The 16,259-nt window shown below is 71.1% G+C and carries 14 protein-coding genes and 1 pseudogene; 6 read left to right on the top strand and 9 right to left on the bottom strand.

Going from position 1 to position 16,259, the window contains the following annotated elements; genetic code table 11:
- Positions 1 to 2 precede the first annotated feature (2 nt).
- The 7 genes from V8690_RS34395 to V8690_RS34365 all read right to left on the bottom strand — a co-directional run bounded on the left by V8690_RS34395 (position 3) and on the right by V8690_RS34365 (position 7,968).
- Positions 3 to 1,556 (bottom strand): Re/Si-specific NAD(P)(+) transhydrogenase subunit alpha, encoded by a 1,554-nt coding sequence (locus tag V8690_RS34395; RefSeq protein ID WP_338783974.1) that lies wholly within the window; start codon positions 1,554 to 1,556, stop codon positions 3 to 5.
- Positions 1,557 to 1,700: 144 nt separating this feature from the next.
- A complete protein-coding gene (locus tag V8690_RS34390; RefSeq protein WP_338783973.1) occupies positions 1,701 to 2,153 on the bottom strand; it encodes a VOC family protein in 453 nt (150 codons plus the stop codon).
- A 64-nt stretch (positions 2,154 to 2,217) separates the two neighbouring features.
- Positions 2,218 to 3,045 (bottom strand): AraC family transcriptional regulator, encoded by an 828-nt coding sequence (locus tag V8690_RS34385; protein ID WP_338783972.1) that lies wholly within the window; start codon positions 3,043 to 3,045, stop codon positions 2,218 to 2,220.
- Between the two features lie 9 nt (positions 3,046 to 3,054).
- Positions 3,055 to 4,728: a glycoside hydrolase family 13 protein gene (locus tag V8690_RS34380; RefSeq protein WP_338783971.1), complete on the bottom strand. Its 1,674-nt coding sequence runs from the start codon at positions 4,726 to 4,728 to the stop codon at positions 3,055 to 3,057.
- Between the two features lie 29 nt (positions 4,729 to 4,757).
- On the bottom strand, positions 4,758 to 5,591 hold the full coding sequence (locus V8690_RS34375; RefSeq protein ID WP_338783970.1) for a carbohydrate ABC transporter permease: 834 nt from the start codon (positions 5,589 to 5,591) through the stop codon (positions 4,758 to 4,760).
- A complete protein-coding gene (locus tag V8690_RS34370; protein ID WP_338783969.1) occupies positions 5,588 to 6,652 on the bottom strand; it encodes a sugar ABC transporter permease in 1,065 nt (354 codons plus the stop codon). Before V8690_RS34370 ends, V8690_RS34375 begins: the two co-directional genes overlap by 4 nt.
- Positions 6,653 to 6,663: 11 nt before the next feature.
- On the bottom strand, positions 6,664 to 7,968 hold the full coding sequence (locus tag V8690_RS34365; protein ID WP_338783968.1) for an ABC transporter substrate-binding protein: 1,305 nt from the start codon (positions 7,966 to 7,968) through the stop codon (positions 6,664 to 6,666).
- A gap of 313 nt (positions 7,969 to 8,281) precedes the next feature.
- On the opposite strand from V8690_RS34365, the gene V8690_RS34360 reads away from it, so the two are divergent.
- Together V8690_RS34360 and V8690_RS34355 are read left to right on the top strand one after the other, a co-directional pair.
- The gene (locus V8690_RS34360) at positions 8,282 to 9,322 is read left to right on the top strand and encodes a LacI family DNA-binding transcriptional regulator (protein WP_338785549.1); all 1,041 of its coding nucleotides are present in this window, start codon (positions 8,282 to 8,284) and stop codon (positions 9,320 to 9,322) included.
- Between the two features lie 67 nt (positions 9,323 to 9,389).
- Positions 9,390 to 10,202 carry a class I SAM-dependent methyltransferase gene (locus V8690_RS34355; RefSeq protein WP_338783967.1) on the top strand — a complete coding sequence of 271 codons (813 nt, stop codon included), beginning with the start codon at positions 9,390 to 9,392 and terminating at the stop codon, positions 10,200 to 10,202.
- On the opposite strand, the gene V8690_RS34350 is transcribed toward V8690_RS34355, so the two are convergent.
- Complete coding sequence (locus tag V8690_RS34350; RefSeq protein WP_338783966.1) at positions 10,089 to 10,676, bottom strand: transcriptional repressor; 588 nt, start codon at positions 10,674 to 10,676, stop codon at positions 10,089 to 10,091. The two genes, V8690_RS34355 and V8690_RS34350, sit on opposite strands and share 114 nt — an antisense overlap.
- Positions 10,677 to 10,881: 205 nt before the next feature.
- Here V8690_RS34350 and V8690_RS34345 point away from each other — a divergent pair, with 205 nt between their 5' ends.
- From V8690_RS34345 to V8690_RS34330, 4 genes are all read left to right on the top strand, one after another.
- Positions 10,882 to 12,384: a family 43 glycosylhydrolase gene (locus V8690_RS34345; protein WP_338783965.1), complete on the top strand. Its 1,503-nt coding sequence runs from the start codon at positions 10,882 to 10,884 to the stop codon at positions 12,382 to 12,384.
- A 65-nt stretch (positions 12,385 to 12,449) separates the two neighbouring features.
- Positions 12,450 to 13,871, top strand: coding sequence for a family 43 glycosylhydrolase (locus V8690_RS34340; RefSeq protein ID WP_338785548.1), 1,422 nt, complete (start codon positions 12,450 to 12,452; stop codon positions 13,869 to 13,871).
- Positions 13,872 to 13,950: 79 nt separating this feature from the next.
- On the top strand, positions 13,951 to 14,859 hold the full coding sequence (locus tag V8690_RS34335; protein ID WP_338783964.1) for a polysaccharide pyruvyl transferase family protein: 909 nt from the start codon (positions 13,951 to 13,953) through the stop codon (positions 14,857 to 14,859).
- A 106-nt stretch (positions 14,860 to 14,965) separates the two neighbouring features.
- Entirely contained in the window at positions 14,966 to 15,286 is a 321-nt protein-coding gene (locus tag V8690_RS34330) for a DUF3040 domain-containing protein (RefSeq protein WP_338783963.1), read from the top strand.
- A gap of 48 nt (positions 15,287 to 15,334) precedes the next feature.
- Here the strand turns inward: V8690_RS34330 and V8690_RS34325 are convergent.
- A pseudogene (locus tag V8690_RS34325) lies at positions 15,335 to 16,247 on the bottom strand (glycosyltransferase).
- Between the last annotated feature and the right edge of the window lie 12 nt (positions 16,248 to 16,259).

Raw genomic sequence — 16,259 nt, 5'->3', positions numbered from 1 at the left:
GATCAGCCCTTCGAGAACATGCCGAGCATCCGGCGGGTGACGGCGAATCCGCCGAAGATGTTGATGCTCGCCAGCAGGATCGCGGCGAACGACAGCACGGTGACGGCGGTGTTCCCGTGCCCGATCTGGAGCAGCGCGCCGACCACGACGATCCCGGAGATGGCGTTGGTGACCGACATCAGCGGGGTGTGCAGCGCGTGGTGCACGTTGCCGATGACGTAGAAGCCGATGACGATCGCCAGCACGAACACCGTGAAGTGGCCGATGAGTTGGCTCGGCGAGAAGGCCGTCACCAGGAACAGCGCGAGCGCTCCGGCACCGACGAGGGCGTACGAGGACCACGCGGGGCGGGCGGGCTTCGCCGGCGGGGCGGGGGGCGCGGCCGGTTCCGTGCCGCCTGCGGGGGCGGGCGCGGCGGACACCTGGACCGGGGGCGGCGGCCAGGTCTTCTCGCCGTCGCGGACCACGGTCATCGACCGCTGCACCACGTCGTCGAAGTCGAGGACGAGCCGGCCGTCCTTGCCCGGGGTGAGCAGCTTCATCAGGTTGACGACGTTGGTGCCGTACAGCTGCGAGGCCTGGGCCGGGAGCCTGCCGGGCAGGTCGGTGTAGCCGATGATCGTCACGTCGTTGTCGGTGACGACCGCCTTCCCGGCGACCGTGCCCTCGACGTTGCCGCCCTGGGCCGCCGCCATGTCGACGATCACGCTGCCGGACTTCATCCGCGCGACGTCCTCGGCGGTGATCAGCCTCGGTGCCGGGCGCCCCGGGATGAGCGCGGTGGTGATGATGATGTCGACGTCGGCGGCCTGCTCGGCGTACAGCTGCGCGGCGAGCCGGTCGTAGTCCTCCGAGGTGGCCCGCGCGTAGCCGTCGGTGCTCACCTCCTGCTCGACGCCCACCGTCAGGAACTCCCCGCCCAGCGAGCGCACCTGCTCGGCGACCTCGGGCCGGGGGTCGGTGGCGCGGACCACGGCGCCGAGGCTGCGGGCGGCGCCGATCGCCGCGAGTCCGGCCACCCCGGCGCCGGCCACCAGCACCTTGGCGGGCGGTACCTTGCCGGCGGCGGTCACCTGGCCGGTGAAGAAGCGGCCGAAGGCGTGCGCGGCCTCGACGACGGCCCGGTATCCGGCGATGTTCGCCATGGAGCTGAGGACGTCCAGGGACTGGGCGCGCGAGATGCGCGGCACGGCGTCCATGGCGAGCACGGTGATCGGCCGCCGCGCCAGCTCGTCGACCAGTTCCGGGTGCAGCGCGGGGCCGATGAGCGCGATCAGCGTCGCCCCGTCCCGCAGCCGGCCGATCTCCTCGCTGGAGGGGCCGTTCACCTTGAGCACGATCTCCGCCTGCCACGGGTCGCCGAGCCGGGCTCCCGCCTCCTCGTACGCCGCGTCGGAGAAGCGGGACGAGGCTCCCGCCCCCGGTTCGACCACCACCTCGTATCCGAGTGCGGCGAGTCTCCCCACGGTGGCCGGCGTCGCCGCCACCCTGGTCTCGCCCGCGGTGGACTCGGCGGGTATGCCGATCCGCTGGGGCTCCGGTTCCGCTTCGACCATCGTCTGCCTCTCCGTCGTTCGGGTGCCTGTCCTCCTTGGTGCCCGCATCCTGCACGTTCGACGCCGCATCGGCGGCGGGCCGTGGTCACATGGCCGAGGAGGTCGTCCTCACATCGCCGAGGGGTTGACAGGCAGGCGAACGCGTCAGGTGAACAGATCGGTCGTGCGCTTCCGGATCTCCTCCGGAGTCAGTTCCTCGATCGTCTGGGAGATCATCCAGAGATGGCCGAACGGGTCGGCGAGACGGCCGCCGCGCTGCCCGTGGTGCTGGTCGGCGACGGGGTACACCACGCTCGCCCCGCCCCGCAGCATGGCCTCGGCCACGGCGTCGGCGTCGGACACGTCCAGGGCCATGATCACCGGGCTGCCGCCGAGCGAGTCCGGCGCCGGGTCGCTCTCGTCGGCGTCCTTGACCGCGATCACCGCGTCGCCCAGCCGCAGCATGGCGTGCACGATCTTCCCGTCGGGGTCGGTGTACCGCTCGATCTCCTCGGCGCCGAGCGCGGTCCGGTAGAAGTCGATCGCCCGGGGCCCGTCGGAGACGACGAGCCGGGCGTAGAGGCGGGTGAGGGACGGCTTGCCGCTTGTGTTCGTCATGCCTTCACGATCGCCGGTCCGGGCGGCCGTGGATTGTAGAAAACGGCCGGCCGGGCAGGGCCCGTCACCCGCCGAGCGGAACGTGGTTGCGTTCCAGGGGCGAGCGCGGCGCGTACGCGGTCGGGGTGATCCCGGCGAGCGCGCGGAACTCGTGGATCAGATGGGCCTGGTCGTGGTAGCCGCAGTCGGCGGCGAGGACCGCCCAGTCCGGCTCGCCGGGCCCGGCGTTCACCCGGCCCAGCAGCCGCTGGAAGCGCCGTACCCGCGCATACCGTTTCGGCGGGAGCCCCAGCTGTTCGGCGCACCTGCGAGCGAGCCGCCCGGTGGTCCAGCCGAGGCGGTCGGCGACCTCGCCCACGGGCGTTCCGCGGTCGAGCAGCACCGCGGCGAGACGGACCGCCGGGTCGGGTTCCAGGGGACGTGCCGCCCGCCGCAGCAGGGCCGTCTCCAGCTCCCGCAGGCATGCGTGCGGGCCACCGGTGGCCATAACCTCCAGCAGCCGCTCGCGCAGCACCGCACCGTCCGTGCCCCACAGCTCGTCGAGCCCGACGAGTCGGTCACGGACCGCGCTGACCGGGGTGGGGATGAAGGGATACGCCCCCGCAGGACGGAACGCCACCCATACGACGGCACGCTGCTGCGCCGGGTCGATCACCGCCGGCTCCGTGTACGGCCCTTGGAGAGCCGCACCCCGGGTCCGCCTGTCCGAGGTGCCCAGGGCGTCCCCGTCGAGGTTCACCAGCAGTTGCGCCCCGCCCGTCGGCAGGGACAGCTCGGCGGAGTGCGCGAACCGTCCCTCGGCACAGCCGAGCGCACCGATCAGCGGCGCGAGTGCCGGCGCCGACGGCCGGACCGTGAGCGAGACGGGAATCTCCTCCGCCGTGCGAGCCATAGGCCCAGCCTAGGAGCTCCGCCGCACCGCCAGCCACACCGCCTGGTCGGGCCCCAGCACGCCGTTCTCGAGCGGGCCGCCGGCCAGGAGAAGCTCGGAGTGCGAGGGCAGTTCGTACGGCTCGGCGGAGAGGTTGACCACGCACACGAAACCCGGCTCGCGGCTGAAGGCCAGCACCCCCTCGGGGGCGTCCAGCCACGTCATCGCGCCGTCGCCGAGGGCGGGGTGGTCGCGGCGGATGCGCAGGGCCGTGCGGTAGAGCTCCAGCATCGAGGTCGCGTCACCGGTCTGGGCCTCGACGCTCCGTCCGGCCCAGTCGGAAGGCTGCGGCAGCCAGGGCTCGGCCGTGGCGTCGTCGGGGCTGAAGCCGTAGGGGGCCGCCCGGCCCGACCAGGGAATCGGGACGCGGCAGCCGTCGCGCCCTCGGTCCGTGTGCCCTGAGCGTTCCCAGATCGGGTCCTGGAGGGCGGACTCGGGCAGGTCCTCGACCTCGGGCAGGCCGAGTTCCTCGCCCTGGTAGACGTAGGCGCCGCCGGGCAGGGCGAGCATCAGCAGGGCGGCGGCCCGGGCACGCCGGGTACCCAGGTCGAGGTCCAGGGCGCCGTCGGGTTCGTACCGCGCGTTGGCCATCCAGCTCCGCGCGGCACTGCGGCCGTAACGGCTGGGGTGGCGCATGACGTCGTGGTTGGACAGGACCCAGGTGGCCGGGGCGCCCACCGCGCCGAGCATGGTGAGGGAGTCGTCGATGACCGCGCGCAGGTCCTTGGCGTCCCAACCGCACATGAGGAAGTCGAAGTTGAAGGCGGTGTGGAGGCCGTCGCGGCGGACGTAGGCCGCCAGCCTCTCCGGCGTGTCGGCCCAGGCCTCGGCGACGAAGGAGCGGTCGCCGGGGAACTCGTCGGCGACCTTGCGCCAGGCGCGGTATATCTCGTGCACCTCGTCGCGATCCCAGTGCGGATGGTCGAGGTGCTGCCGTATCTCGTCCCGGCGGGTGAGCGGGCCCGTCACCGCGGGTTCGGCGCGGGGCGGCAGGTCGGGCAGCTCCGGGTGTTTGATCAGGCCGTGGGCGACGTCGATGCGGAAGCCGTCGACGCCCCGGCTGAACCAGAACCGCAGGATCGACTCGAACTCGGCCCGCACCTCCGGGTGTTGCCAGTCGAGGTCGGGCTGCTGGGGTGCGAACAGGTGGAGGTACCAGTCGCCGTCGGGCAGCCGGGTCCAGGCCGGGCCGCCGAAGCAGGACACCCAGTCGTTCGGGGGTTCCGTGCCGTCGGGTCCGCGGCCGGGCCGGAAGACGTAGCGCTCCCGTTCCGGGCTGCCCGGCCCGGCCGCCAACGCCGCCTGGAACCAGGCGTGCTGGTCGGAGGTGTGGTTGGGCACGATGTCGGGGATGACGCGGATCCCGTGCTCGTGGGCTTCGGTGATGAGCCGCTCGGCGTCGGCGAGGGTGCCGAAGCGCGGGTCGATGGCGCGGAAGTCGGCGACGTCGTAACCGTGGTCGGCCATGGGGGACTTGTACCAGGGGTTGATCCAGATGGCGTCCACGCCGAGCGACTTCAGATACGGCAGCCGGGAGCGGATGCCGGCGATGTCGCCGACGCCGTCGCCGTTTCCGTCGGCGAAGCTGCGGATGTAGACCTGGTAGATGACGGCACTGCGCCACCAGGGTGCGGTGAAAGACACGTGCTGTGACTCCTTGCGTGGGGGCGTGTCTACTTCGCGGCGCCGGCCGTGAGCCCGGCGACGATACGGCGCTGGAACAGCAGCACCATCACGACCAGCGGAATGGTCACCACGACGCCCGCGGCCATCTGGCTGCCGAACGGTGTCTGGTACGTCGTCGCTCCCGAGAACTTGGAGATGGCGACGGTCGCGGTCTGCATGCTCGGCTTGTTGGTCATCGACAGGGCGATGAGGAACTCGTTCCAGGCGGCGATGAAGGTGATGATCGCGGTGGTGAAGATGCCCGGCGCGGCGAGGGGGACGATGACCTTGCGGAAGGCCTGGCCGCGAGTGCAGCCGTCGACCATGGCGGCGTGTTCGAGCTCGTCCGGCATCTGCCGGAAGAACGTGGTCAGGTTCCACACCGCCAGCGGCAGCGTGAAGGACATGCTGGGCACGATCATGGACTGGTAGGTGTTGATCCAGCCGATGTCGGTGAACAGCTTCAGCAGCGGGACGACGATCGAGACCACCGGGAACATCGAGGTGGCGATGATCAGCGTGAGGATCAGCCGCTTGAAACGGAACTCCAGCCGGGCCATCGCGTACGCCGTGAACGTGGCGAGCAGGAGCGACATCGCGGTCGTGATCCCGGCGACGATCAGGCTGTTGAGCAGCGCCCTGGTGAAGCCCTGGGCCGGACTGAACACCGACCGGTAGTTCTCGAACGACAACGGGGAGGGGAACAGCGAGGTGCTGAAGATGTCGCCGGTGCTGCGGAGGCTGGAGACCAGCATCCAGTAGAACGGGGCCAGGCAGTAGGCCACCACCACGGCGATGCCCAGATGGGGCAGCCACTGCCGCCACTTGGCCGTGAGGATCATGCCGTCACCTCCCGCACGCGGCGGCGCGGCACCCCGACCGCGTGGCTCTTGCGCTTCTTCGTCCCGCCGGCGCCCCCGATGAGGTCGGCGCCGAGCAGCCGGACGAAGGCGAGCGCGATGAGGAAGACGTAGAGGAAGAGCAGGACCGCGTACGCGGAGGCCGGTCCGAAGCGGACGTTGGACGCCTCGTTCTGCGCGAGCATCGACAGCGTCTCGACGGAGCCTTTCTGGGCGCCGATGAGGATGTAGGGCAGGTCGAACATCCGCAGCGCGTCCAGGCAGCGGAACAGCACCGCCACCAGCAGCGCGGGCTTCACCAGCGGCAGGGTGATGCGCCAGAACTGCTGGAGCGCGCTCGCCCCGTCGAGCCGGGCCGCCTCGTAGACCTCCTTCGGGATCACCTGGAGGCCGGCCAGGACGAGCAGCCCGATGAAGGGGGCGGTCTTCCACACGTCGGCGATGACGACCGCGATCTTGGCGGAGAAGCCGTCGGCGGTCCACAGGACCTGGTGGCCGAGGAGGACGTTGGCGATCCCGTCGGCGTTGAAGATCCACTTCCAGAGCAGTCCGGAGATGGCCGTGGGGATCGCCCAGGGCACGAGGATGCTGGCCCGCACCACGGCCCGGCCCCGGAAGGCCCGGTGCATGATGAGCGCCATGGCGACGCCGATCAGGGTCTCCAGCGACACCGTGACGACGGTGAAGAAGGTGGTGTTCCAGAAGGCGTTCCAGAAGCGGTCGCCGGCCTGGGTGAAGATGTCCGTGTAGTTCTTCAGCCCGACGAACGGCTCGGTGTTGCTGATGAACCCGGTCTTCGGGTCCAGGCCCTTCGGCCCGTACAGGGACTCGTCGAGGGCCATGAGCGTCGGGTAGAGCACGACGATCGTCAGCACCAGCAGGGTCGGGGAGACCAGGATCGCGGCCAGGCGGCCGGTGCCCGCGGTGGCCCGGACGCGTGGACGCCGGGGGCGCTCGGGGGCCGGGGGCCGCCCGGGGCGGCGGGCGGCCCCCGACCCGGGCGCGTAGGGGGCGGTGTCGGGCGGGATCGCGGTGTCGGCCATGACCCGCGGCCTCACTGCGCCGTCAGCTTCTGGAGGTCCGTCTGGAGGTCCTTCAGCGCCTGTGCGCTGCTCTTCTTTCCGGTGAGCGCGGCGTAGACCTCGTTCTGGATCGCGGCGGTCACGTCGCCGTACTGCACGACGCGCGGGCGCGGCACGGCCTTCGTGATCGACTGCTTGAGGTCGGGCAGGTACGGATACTGCTTGTCCAGCGACGCGTTGTCGTAGAGGTCGGCGTAGGGCGGGGCGAGGGAGGCGTTCTTGAGGAAGTAGGTGGCGCTCTCCTCGCTGGTGAAGAACTTCATGAAGTCCAGTGCCGTGGCCTTGTTCTTGGCGAAGGACGACAGGGCCAGGTTCGAGCCGCCGAGGCTGGAGGCGCCGGGGCCGTTCAGGCCGGGCAGGGGCGCGACGGCGAACTTGCCCTTGATGGCGCTCTTCTGGGCCAGGGAGTACACGTACGGCCAGTTGCGCAGGAAGATCAGCTTGCCCGCCTGGAACGCCTGGCGGCCGTCCTCCTCCTGGTAGGTGATGGCCTCCTTGGGGATGGTCTTGTCCTTGAAGGAGCGGACGAGGAAGTCCAGGCCCTTCTTGGCCTGCGGGGTGTCGACGTCGGGCTTGCCGCCGGCGTCGGTGATCTGGCCGCCGGCGGAGTTCACGGCCTCGGCGAAGTTCACCGTGAGGCCCTCGTACTTCTGGAACTGCCCGGCGTAGCAGGACATGTTCTTCGCTTCGGGCAGCTTCTGCACCTTGGCGCAGTCGGCGGTCATCTGGGCCCAGGTGCCGGGGGGTTGGGTCACACCCGCCTTCTTCAGCAGGTCGGTGCGGTAGAACAGCAGGCCGCCGTTGGAGCTGGCGGGGACGGCGTAGAGCTTGCCGCGGTACTGGCCGGTCTGCACCACCGGCTGGAGCATCTTGCCGAGCGGGAACTGGTTCGCGGGCAGCGGCTCGATCCACTGGTGGGCGGCGAACTCGGACGTCCACACGACGTCGGTGGCGAGCACCGTGTAGGCGTCGGACTTCGTCTCCGCGTTCTGGATCATCTGCTGGCGCTGTGAGTCGGCGTCCGTCGGCAGCTGGATGAAGGTGACCTTCTCCTTGGGGTGCGCCTTGTTCCAGCGGTTGATGATCGTCTGGACGGTGCCGGTGGTGTCCTTGCCGGCGACGTACGTGATGGGGCCGCGGCCCTTGAACGACACCGGCGCCGCCTGCGCGGACTGTCCGGAGCCGCTGCCGCCGGACGAGCCGCAGGCGGTGAGGAGGAGTCCGGCGGCGGCGAGCGCTGCGGAACACTGAATCGCTCTGGCGGTGCTGGTCTTCACTGTCTCTCCTGGTCGTGACGTACCGAAGTCGTGTCCGTTCCCCCGGAATGGCTTTGGTCATGAGATTGCGTTGCCACGGCATTCCGCTGATAAAAACAGCAGGTCACAGCGGATGAGAGGCGTCCCTCCGGGGCGACTTCGAACCTGTCGAGACAACGCTTGCACGCTAGGAGTGCCCTGTCGGGAAGTCAATGCGTCGAACCGTGGTAAGAAGGCAAGAACTTGGTGAGACAGCGCTGTCAGCCAGCACCGTGCGCGGTAGCGTTCCTGTGCTAACGTCCGGCGCATGCCACCAGGTCAGCGGCACCCCACGATGGCTGACGTCGCCGAACGGGCCGGGGTCTCCACCTCCACGGTCTCGCGCACCTTGCGCGGCCTGTCCACCGTCTCGCCGGAGGTCCGCGCCCGCGTCGAACGGGCCGCCCGCGAGCTGAACTTCGCGGTCTCACGGCATGCCGCCAGCCTTGTGACGGGCAGGACGTGCAACGTCGCGGTGCTCGTGCCCACGCTCAGTTCGTGGTTCGTGGGCGCGGCCCTGTCGGGTCTCGCCCTCGTCCTGCGGGCGGCCGGCATGGAACTGACGGTCTATGTGATCCCGGGCATGGCCGAGCGCACGGCGTTCTTCGAGCGTCTCCCCGCGCGGCGCAACGCGGACGCGCTGCTGGTGTTCTCCTTCGACCTCACCGAGGAGGAGACCGCCCGGCTGGACAGCCTCGGCATGCCGGTCGTGTACGTCAGCCAGCACGTCGACGGACGCCCGAGCGTCTACGTCGACGACGTGGCCGGCGCGCTGCGCGGCACCCGGCATCTGCTCAACCTCGGCCACCGCCGGATCGCCTACGTACGGACGGTGGGCACCGGTGGTTTCTCCTTCAGCTCCCAGGAGCGGCTGGTCGGTTACCGGCAGGCGCTGACCGAGGCGGGCCTGCCCCTGGACGACGATCTCGTGGTCGCCACGGCGGCGGGAGACAAGCGGGGCGCCGCCGAGGCGGTCGGCAGGCTGCTGAGCCTGCGCGAGCCGCCCACCGCCGTCTTCGCCGAGCAGGACGAGGTGGCCGTCGCCGTGATCTGGACCCTGCGCGCGACACGCGTCGAGGTGCCCGGGCAGGTGTCCGTCGTCGGCTTCGACGACCAGCCGCTGGCCCAGTGGTTCGATCTGACCACGGTGGCCCAGTCGCCCCCGGCCATCGGCCGGGAGGCCGGCGCGCTCGCGCTGGCGCTCGTCAACGACCCCGGCGGGGACCGCGAACGGCACGTCGTGCTGCCCACCCATGTGATCCCCCGGACCACCACCGCCCCGCCTCCGGCCCCACACAGCGAACTTGAGCAGCTGCCTCAACGGCCTTCGCGCTGACGGAAATCGCCGTGCTCCCCGGACGCCCCGAACCTAGACTCGGCCGAAAACGAGGGGGCGGTTGCGTATGACCACGGGACGGAACACCGTCGGGGATGTCTTCAGCGCGGGAGCGGAGGAGTTCCACAACTGGTCCCGGGTGCTGTGGGACCCGGTCGGTGAGGCGACGGCGGACGTGGCCGCCCTGGCCGAAGGCGAGTCGGTGCTGGACGCCTGCTGCGGGGCCGGGGCGTCCGCGCTGCCGGCCGCGCGGGCCGTGGGGGCGGCGGGCCGGGTGGACGCCGTGGATCTCGCGGACGGGCTGCTGGCGATCGGGGAGCGCCGGGCGCGCGAGGAGGGCCTGGCGAACATCCGCTTCCACCGCCACGAGGTCACCTCGTGGCCCGTGCCCGTCCCGGGCTACGACGTCGTGCAGTGCGGACTCGGCGTGTTCTTCTTCCCGGACATGGACCGGGACTCCGCCGCGCTGACGCGGATGCTGAGCCCTGAGGGCCGGTTCGTCGTGACGGTCTGGGAGAAGGGCGCGCTCGGCGGCTGGCAGGCGGCGCTGCGGGGCGCGGTCCTGACGGAGCGAGACCTCCCCAGCCCGCCGCAGATGGAGCAACTGGCCCGGATCGACACCGCCGACACCCTCGCGGCCTGGCTGACGGACCTGGGCGGGAGTGAACCCCGCGTCGTCCAGCGGCGGTTCGACGCCCCGCTGTCCCCGGAGACCGGCTGGGCGCTGGCCACCGGCAGCGGGGCGCGCCGGATGCTGGACGGGCTGTCACCGGCCGCCGTCGAGCGGGTGCGCGCCGAGTTCACCGCCCGGCTCACCGCGGACTCGGTCACCGACCTCGACGTACGCGTCCTGACGGGCACGGCCCGCTTCGCCGGCTGACCGGCCGGCCGGGCGGGGCGGCGGGCAGGCCGCCGTTGCAGGCCCGCGCCCGCAGGGGCCGCAGACGCCGCTCAGTTCGAGGGTGTGCTCGAGCTCCGTGAAGCCCGTGGTCTCGGCGAGCCGGGCGGCCCACTCCTCGACGGCCTCCGCGTCCACGGGCCGGCTGCGGCCGCAGCGGCGGCAGATGAGGTAGTGGCGGTGCTCGCCGGCAGGCCGCCCCAGGTAGAGCCGCTCGCCGCCCTCGTCGCGTACGACGTCGACCAACCCGGCACGGTCCAGCTCGCGCAGGGTGCGGTAGACGGTGGTGAGCCCGACGGTGCTGCCGGAGTCGGCCAGCAGGGCGTGCAGTTCCTGCGCGGAGACGAACTCGTGGCAGCGCCCCAGTGTGTCGAGCACGGCCCGGCGCTGCCACGTACTGCGCAGTCCCGGTGTGCGGATGCGCTCCACGGCCGGGCTCTCCTCCGCTTCGCCCACCACTGGACTCCATTGCTCGACCGGCGTGTTCGTCGGCACACCATGCTAGATGAACATGGTTTTCACGTCGATGACCGACCCGCCCCGCCTCGCGCATCACGCCTGCGCAAACCGTTGACGGAGGTAAGAGGCCCACTTATCTTCTGATCGAATTCACGAACTGCGTTCGAAATAACGGACTCAGACTCGGACAGAGGCGGCCCGTATGCTCCGGACTCCCCCTGCGGCCAGGCGCCGCGGTCCCCTGCTCGTCTGCGTGCTCGCCCTGCTCCTCGCCCTCGCGGGGGCGACGCCGCCGGCGTCCGCGGCGGACGGGCGCCCCTACACCAATCCGCTCAAGTCGGCCAAGGGCGCCGACCCCTGGCTGACGTACCACGACGGCGACTACTACCTGATCACCACGACGTTCACCGGCGTCCTCGCGATGCGGAAGTCGCCGACGCTGGCCGGGCTCGCCACGGCGCCCAGCGTCCAGGTGTGGTCGGACACCACCGCGACCCGCGACACCAACGTCTGGGCACCGGAGATCCACTTCCTGAACGGCCGCTGGTACCTCTACTACTCCGCCGGCCGAAGCGGCGTGGCCTGCTGCGACTCGCAGCGCACCCATGTCCTGGAGAGCGCCGGCTCCGACCCGATGGGCCCCTACGCCTACAAGGGGTCACTGACGGGGTCGAACCTCACGCCGGGCGGCTGGCTGATCGACGCGAGCGTGCTCCAGGCGAACGGGCGGCTGTACCTCGTCGGCAGCGGCTTCGTGAACGGCGGTACGCAGAGCCTGGTCATCGCGCCGATGAGCAATCCGTACACCCTGGCGAGCAGCACCTTCACCGTCGTCTCCAGCCCGACGCTGAGCTGGGAGCGGTCCGGGTCCCCCGTCAACGAGGCGCCCGAGCCGCTCTACCGGAACGGCCGCACCTTCCTGACGTACAGCGCGAGTTCCTGCCAGACGGCCGACTACAAGCTCGGGCTCCTGGAACTCACCGGCGCCGACCCGCTGAACCCTGCGTCCTGGACGAAGAAGCAGACCCCGGTCTTCCAGCGCGACGACGCGGCCGGTGTGTACGGCCCCGGGCACAACGGCTTCTTCTCCTCGCCCGACGGCACCGAGAACTGGATCGTCTACCACGCCAACTCCTCGGCGAACGGCGGCTGCGGCAACGCCCGCACCACCCGCGCCCAGGAGTTCACCTGGAACGCCGACGGCACTCCGGACTTCGGTACGCCGGTCGCCCTCGGCAGCACCCGCCCCGGCCCGTCCGGGGAGACGGCCGCGACCCCGACGTCGTACGCCCTCGTCAACCGCAACAGCGGCAAGTGCCTGGACGTGGCGGGCGGCAGCAGCGCCGACGGCACGAACGTCTTCCAGTGGAGCTGCACCGGTGGCGCCAACCAGAAGTGGAAGGTCGAGGACCTCGGCGACGACACGAGCCGGCTGGTCAACGTGGCCACCGGCAAGGTGCTGGACACCGCCGAGTGCTCCGCCGCCGACGGCGCCGACCTGCGGCAGTGGTCCTGGCTGAACAACAAGTGCCAGCGCTTCCGGCTGGTGTTCACCGCGAGCGGTGATCACGTCCGGATCGTCAACGAGAGCACCGGCAAGGTCGCCGACGTGGCCGACTGCGGCACGGCGAACGGGACCGACGTACGGCAGTGGACCTGGCTGAACAACAACTGCCAGCAGTGGAAGCTCGTCCCCACCACCTGATCGCTCCCCCTCTGATCCGGAGAACTCCCTTGAGACGCAAGAGACGCAATGCGCTGCGGCTGCTCCTGGCCGTCCTCGTCGCCCTCGCGGCCTGCCTCGTCGGAACCGGCGCGCCCGCGCAGGCCGCCGTGCCCGACTCCCCCGGCGTCACGTACACCAACCCGATCGCGGAGAAGCGGGCCGACCCGCACATCTTCAAGCACAGCGACGGCTACTACTACTTCACCGCGACCGTCCCCGAGTACGACCGCATCGTGCTGCGTCGCGCGACGACCATCCAGGGGCTGAAGTCGGCCCCCGAGACGACCATCTGGACCAAGCACACGAGCGGCGTGATGGGCGCCCACATCTGGGCGCCGGAGATCCACTTCATCGACGGCAAGTGGTACGTGTACTTCGCGGCGGGCGCCACGAACGACATATGGGCGATCCGCATGTACGTCCTGGAAGGCACGGGCGCCAACCCGCTCACCGCCACCTGGACCGAGAAGGGGCAGATCAGGACCCAGTGGGAGAGCTTCTCCCTGGACGCAACGACCTTCGTCGTGAACGGCGTGCGCTACCTGGCCTGGGCGCAGCGCGACCCGTCCGTGAACAACAACACCGACATCTACCTCGCGAGGATGGCCAACCCCTGGACGATCACCGGCACTCCGGTGATGCTGTCGCGGCCCACCTACTCCTGGGAGACCGTCGGCTACAAGGTCAACGAGGGCCCGGCGGTCATCCAGCGCGGCGGCAAGGTGTTCATGACGTACTCCGCCAGCGCCACCGACAGCAACTACTGCCTGGGCATGCTCACCGCCTCCGCGAGCGCGAACCTGCTCAGCCAGGCGTCCTGGAGCAAGAGCACCACCCCGGTGTTCGCCAGCAGCGCCGCGACCAGCCAGTACGGTCCGGGCCACAACTCCTTCACCGTCTCCGAGGACGGAAAGAGCGACATCCTCGTCTACCACGACCGCAGCTACAAGGACATCAGCGGCGACCCGCTCAACGACCCCAACCGCCGCACCCGTGTGCAGAAGGTCTACTGGAACGCCGACGGCACCCCGAACTTCGGCATCCCCGTGGCCGACGGGGTCACCCCGCAGCGCTTCTCCTCGTACAACGTCCCGGACCGGTTCATCCGCCACTACGACTACCGGGCCCGGATCGAGGCGAACGTCACCAAGCTCGCCGACTCGCAGTTCCGCATCGTGCCCGGACTGGCCGGCAGCGGCACGGTCTCGCTGGAGTCGGCGAACTTCCCCGGTTACTACCTGCGGCACAAGAACTTCGAGGTGTGGCTGGAGAGGAACGACGGCAGCGCGCAGTTCGCCTCCGACGCCGCCTTCCACCGGCGCGCCGGGCTGGCCGACCCGGCGGGCGTCTCGTACGAGTCGTACAACTACCCGGGGCGATACGTCCGCCACTGGGAGTACCTGCTGAACGTACAGTCGGTGAGCACGGCGACCGACCGGGAGGACGCCACCTTCTACGCCCAGTGACCATGGAGTGGTTGCCCGTAATGCCCTGATTGTCTTCCCGGTGGGCGGGCACTCAGGGCGTGTGCACACACAAGACGGCATGCGACCGCGCAGGGTTCTGCTGACCGGGTGGTTCAGCTTCCGGGACGGGGAGGCGACCGCCGGGGACGTGCTCGCCCTGCGCCGGGTCGAGGACGTGATGCGGGGCACGGGCATCCCTTATGACGTCGCCTGGAGTCCCGGCTTCCGTCCGGAGGCACTGCATCTGGACCGGCTGTGGCCCGAAGACTACTCCCACCTGGTGTTCGTGTGCGGCCCGCTGCACGGGCCGCAGATCGAGGAGCTGCACCGGCGGTTCGCGCACTGTGTGCGGATCGCCGTCGGCACCTCGGTGATCGACCCCGCCAGCCCGGCCGTGACCGGCTTCCACCGGGTGCTGCCGCGGGACGCGCCGGACAGCGAGCCGGTGGAGGACCTCGCGGCCCGCGCCCCGGACGCGCCCGCCCGGCCGGTCGTCGGGGTGATCCTCACGCACGGGCAGCACGAGTACGGGGAGCTGCGGCGGCACGGGCAGGTCGCCGAGGAGGTGACGCGCTGGCTGGCCGGGAAGGACTGCGGACGGCTGGAGCTGGAGACGCGGCTCGACACGCACGACTGGCATCTCAGTGCCACGCCCGCGCAGCTCCAGTCCGTGCTGGCCCGGCTGGATCTCGTCGTCACCGACCGGCTGCACGGGCTGGTCATCGCGCTGCGGGTCGGCACCCCGGTGCTGGCCGTCGACCCGGTGGAAGGCGGCGCGAAGATGACCGCGCAGGCACGGGCCTGCGGCTGGCCCGCGCTGGTGCCCGCCGAGCGGCTGGACGTGCGGCAGTTGGACCGCTGGTGGGACTGGTGTCTGACCGGCGGCCGGGTGACCGCACGGCAGATCCGGGACGGGTTCCGCGAGGGCACCGTGCCGGACAGCGCGGACCGGCTCGTCGAGGCGCTGGCACGGCCGGTCCCCGGTTAGCTGCGGGACCTCACGGGGCACCCGCTTGTACATCCCCGCTGTAGTCCTCCGCCGCACGTCCCCCTCGGGACGCAAGACGGTCCGGCCGCCCGGAAGGAGAAAGCGCGTGTCCATCGGCCGACTTCCCGAGAACGAGCAGCGCATCCTCGACGAGATGGAACGCGCGCTGCGCCGAGACCGCCGCCTCGACCGCCGGCTGCGCACCCTGCGCCTGAGCCGCCGTCCCGACCCCGCCCGCCTCCTGGACCGCCTCGGCTCCTACCGCCCCCGCGTCTGGACCGTGGCGGTCCTGCTCGCGGTGTCGGTCGGGCTGATGGTGGCCGGGATGGTCACCTCCGAGCCGGGGGTGATCTGGGCGTTCGCCGTCACGTGGCCGCCGACGCTGTTCGCCGTGTTCCGGCTGATGTGCCGGTGGTGCGGGAGCTGAGCGTCCACCGCTGACCCGGCGACCGGACCCGCACCGGCCGGTGCGGGTTCAGCCCGTGTAGCGGCGGGCCTTCGAGGCGCGCTGGGCCGGTTCCAGCAGGCGCAGGCGGGACTCGGCCTCGTGGGGCAGGACGCGGCGTTCGCGCAGGATCCAGGGGAGGGCGGCCGCCGCCTCGGCGAAGGCGCGCAGGGACGCGGTGTCGCGCGGCACCGTGCGGGCCAGGCTCACGGTCCGGCGTGGCGAGCGCGTAGGGCACAGGGCGGCGCAGCCAGGCGGTGAGGAGTTCGTTGCGGCGCTGGACGACCGGGCGGCCGGTGCGGGGCGGGGGCGCCGGGTGGTGGTGGGCGACGATGTCCGGGCAGTGGGTGACGCCCCAGCCGCGGGCGGCCATGTCGTAGGCGAGGAGGGTCTCCTCACCGCCGAAGAACAGCAGCCGGTGGAAGCCGCCCGCGTCGAGATAGGCGCTGCGGCGGACGACGGAGGCGCAGGCGAGGAATCCCAGGACCTGGGTGCCGGGCAGGTCGGCGGCCCGTCCGAGGGGCGAGCCGGCGAGCACCTCGTTGAGCGGGTCGGGGTCCGCGGCGGAGCCGACGAGGGTGCGGGCGGCGATGAGGCCGAGCCGCGGATGTTTCTCGAACAGGCGGGCGGCCCTGGTCAGGGCGCCGGGCGCCCACCAGGAGTCGTCGTCGCTGAACGCCACGTAGGGGGTGTCCAGGGCACGGGCACCCTAGTTGCGCGCCAGGGCGCCGTGGTTGAACGGCAGCGCCAGGACGCGGACGTGTGGGAAGTCGCGGGCGGGCACGGCGCGCGTGTCGTCGGTGGAGGCGTTGTCCGCGACGACGATCTGGGGTCGTTCGGGGAGGGCGACGAGGTGGCGCAGGGCCTCGGCGAGGGCGGCGGAGCGGTTGCGGGTGGCGATGACGATGCCGACGGCCGTGGCGTCCGGAAGCGGGATGGTCATCGTGCGGGTGCC

The organism is Streptomyces sp. DG1A-41 (assembly GCF_037055355.1).
GTDB lineage: Bacteria > Actinomycetota > Actinomycetes > Streptomycetales > Streptomycetaceae > Streptomyces.
The sequence above is the reverse complement of the archived record's forward strand: the minus strand, read 5'-3'. Positions and strand labels throughout refer to the sequence as shown.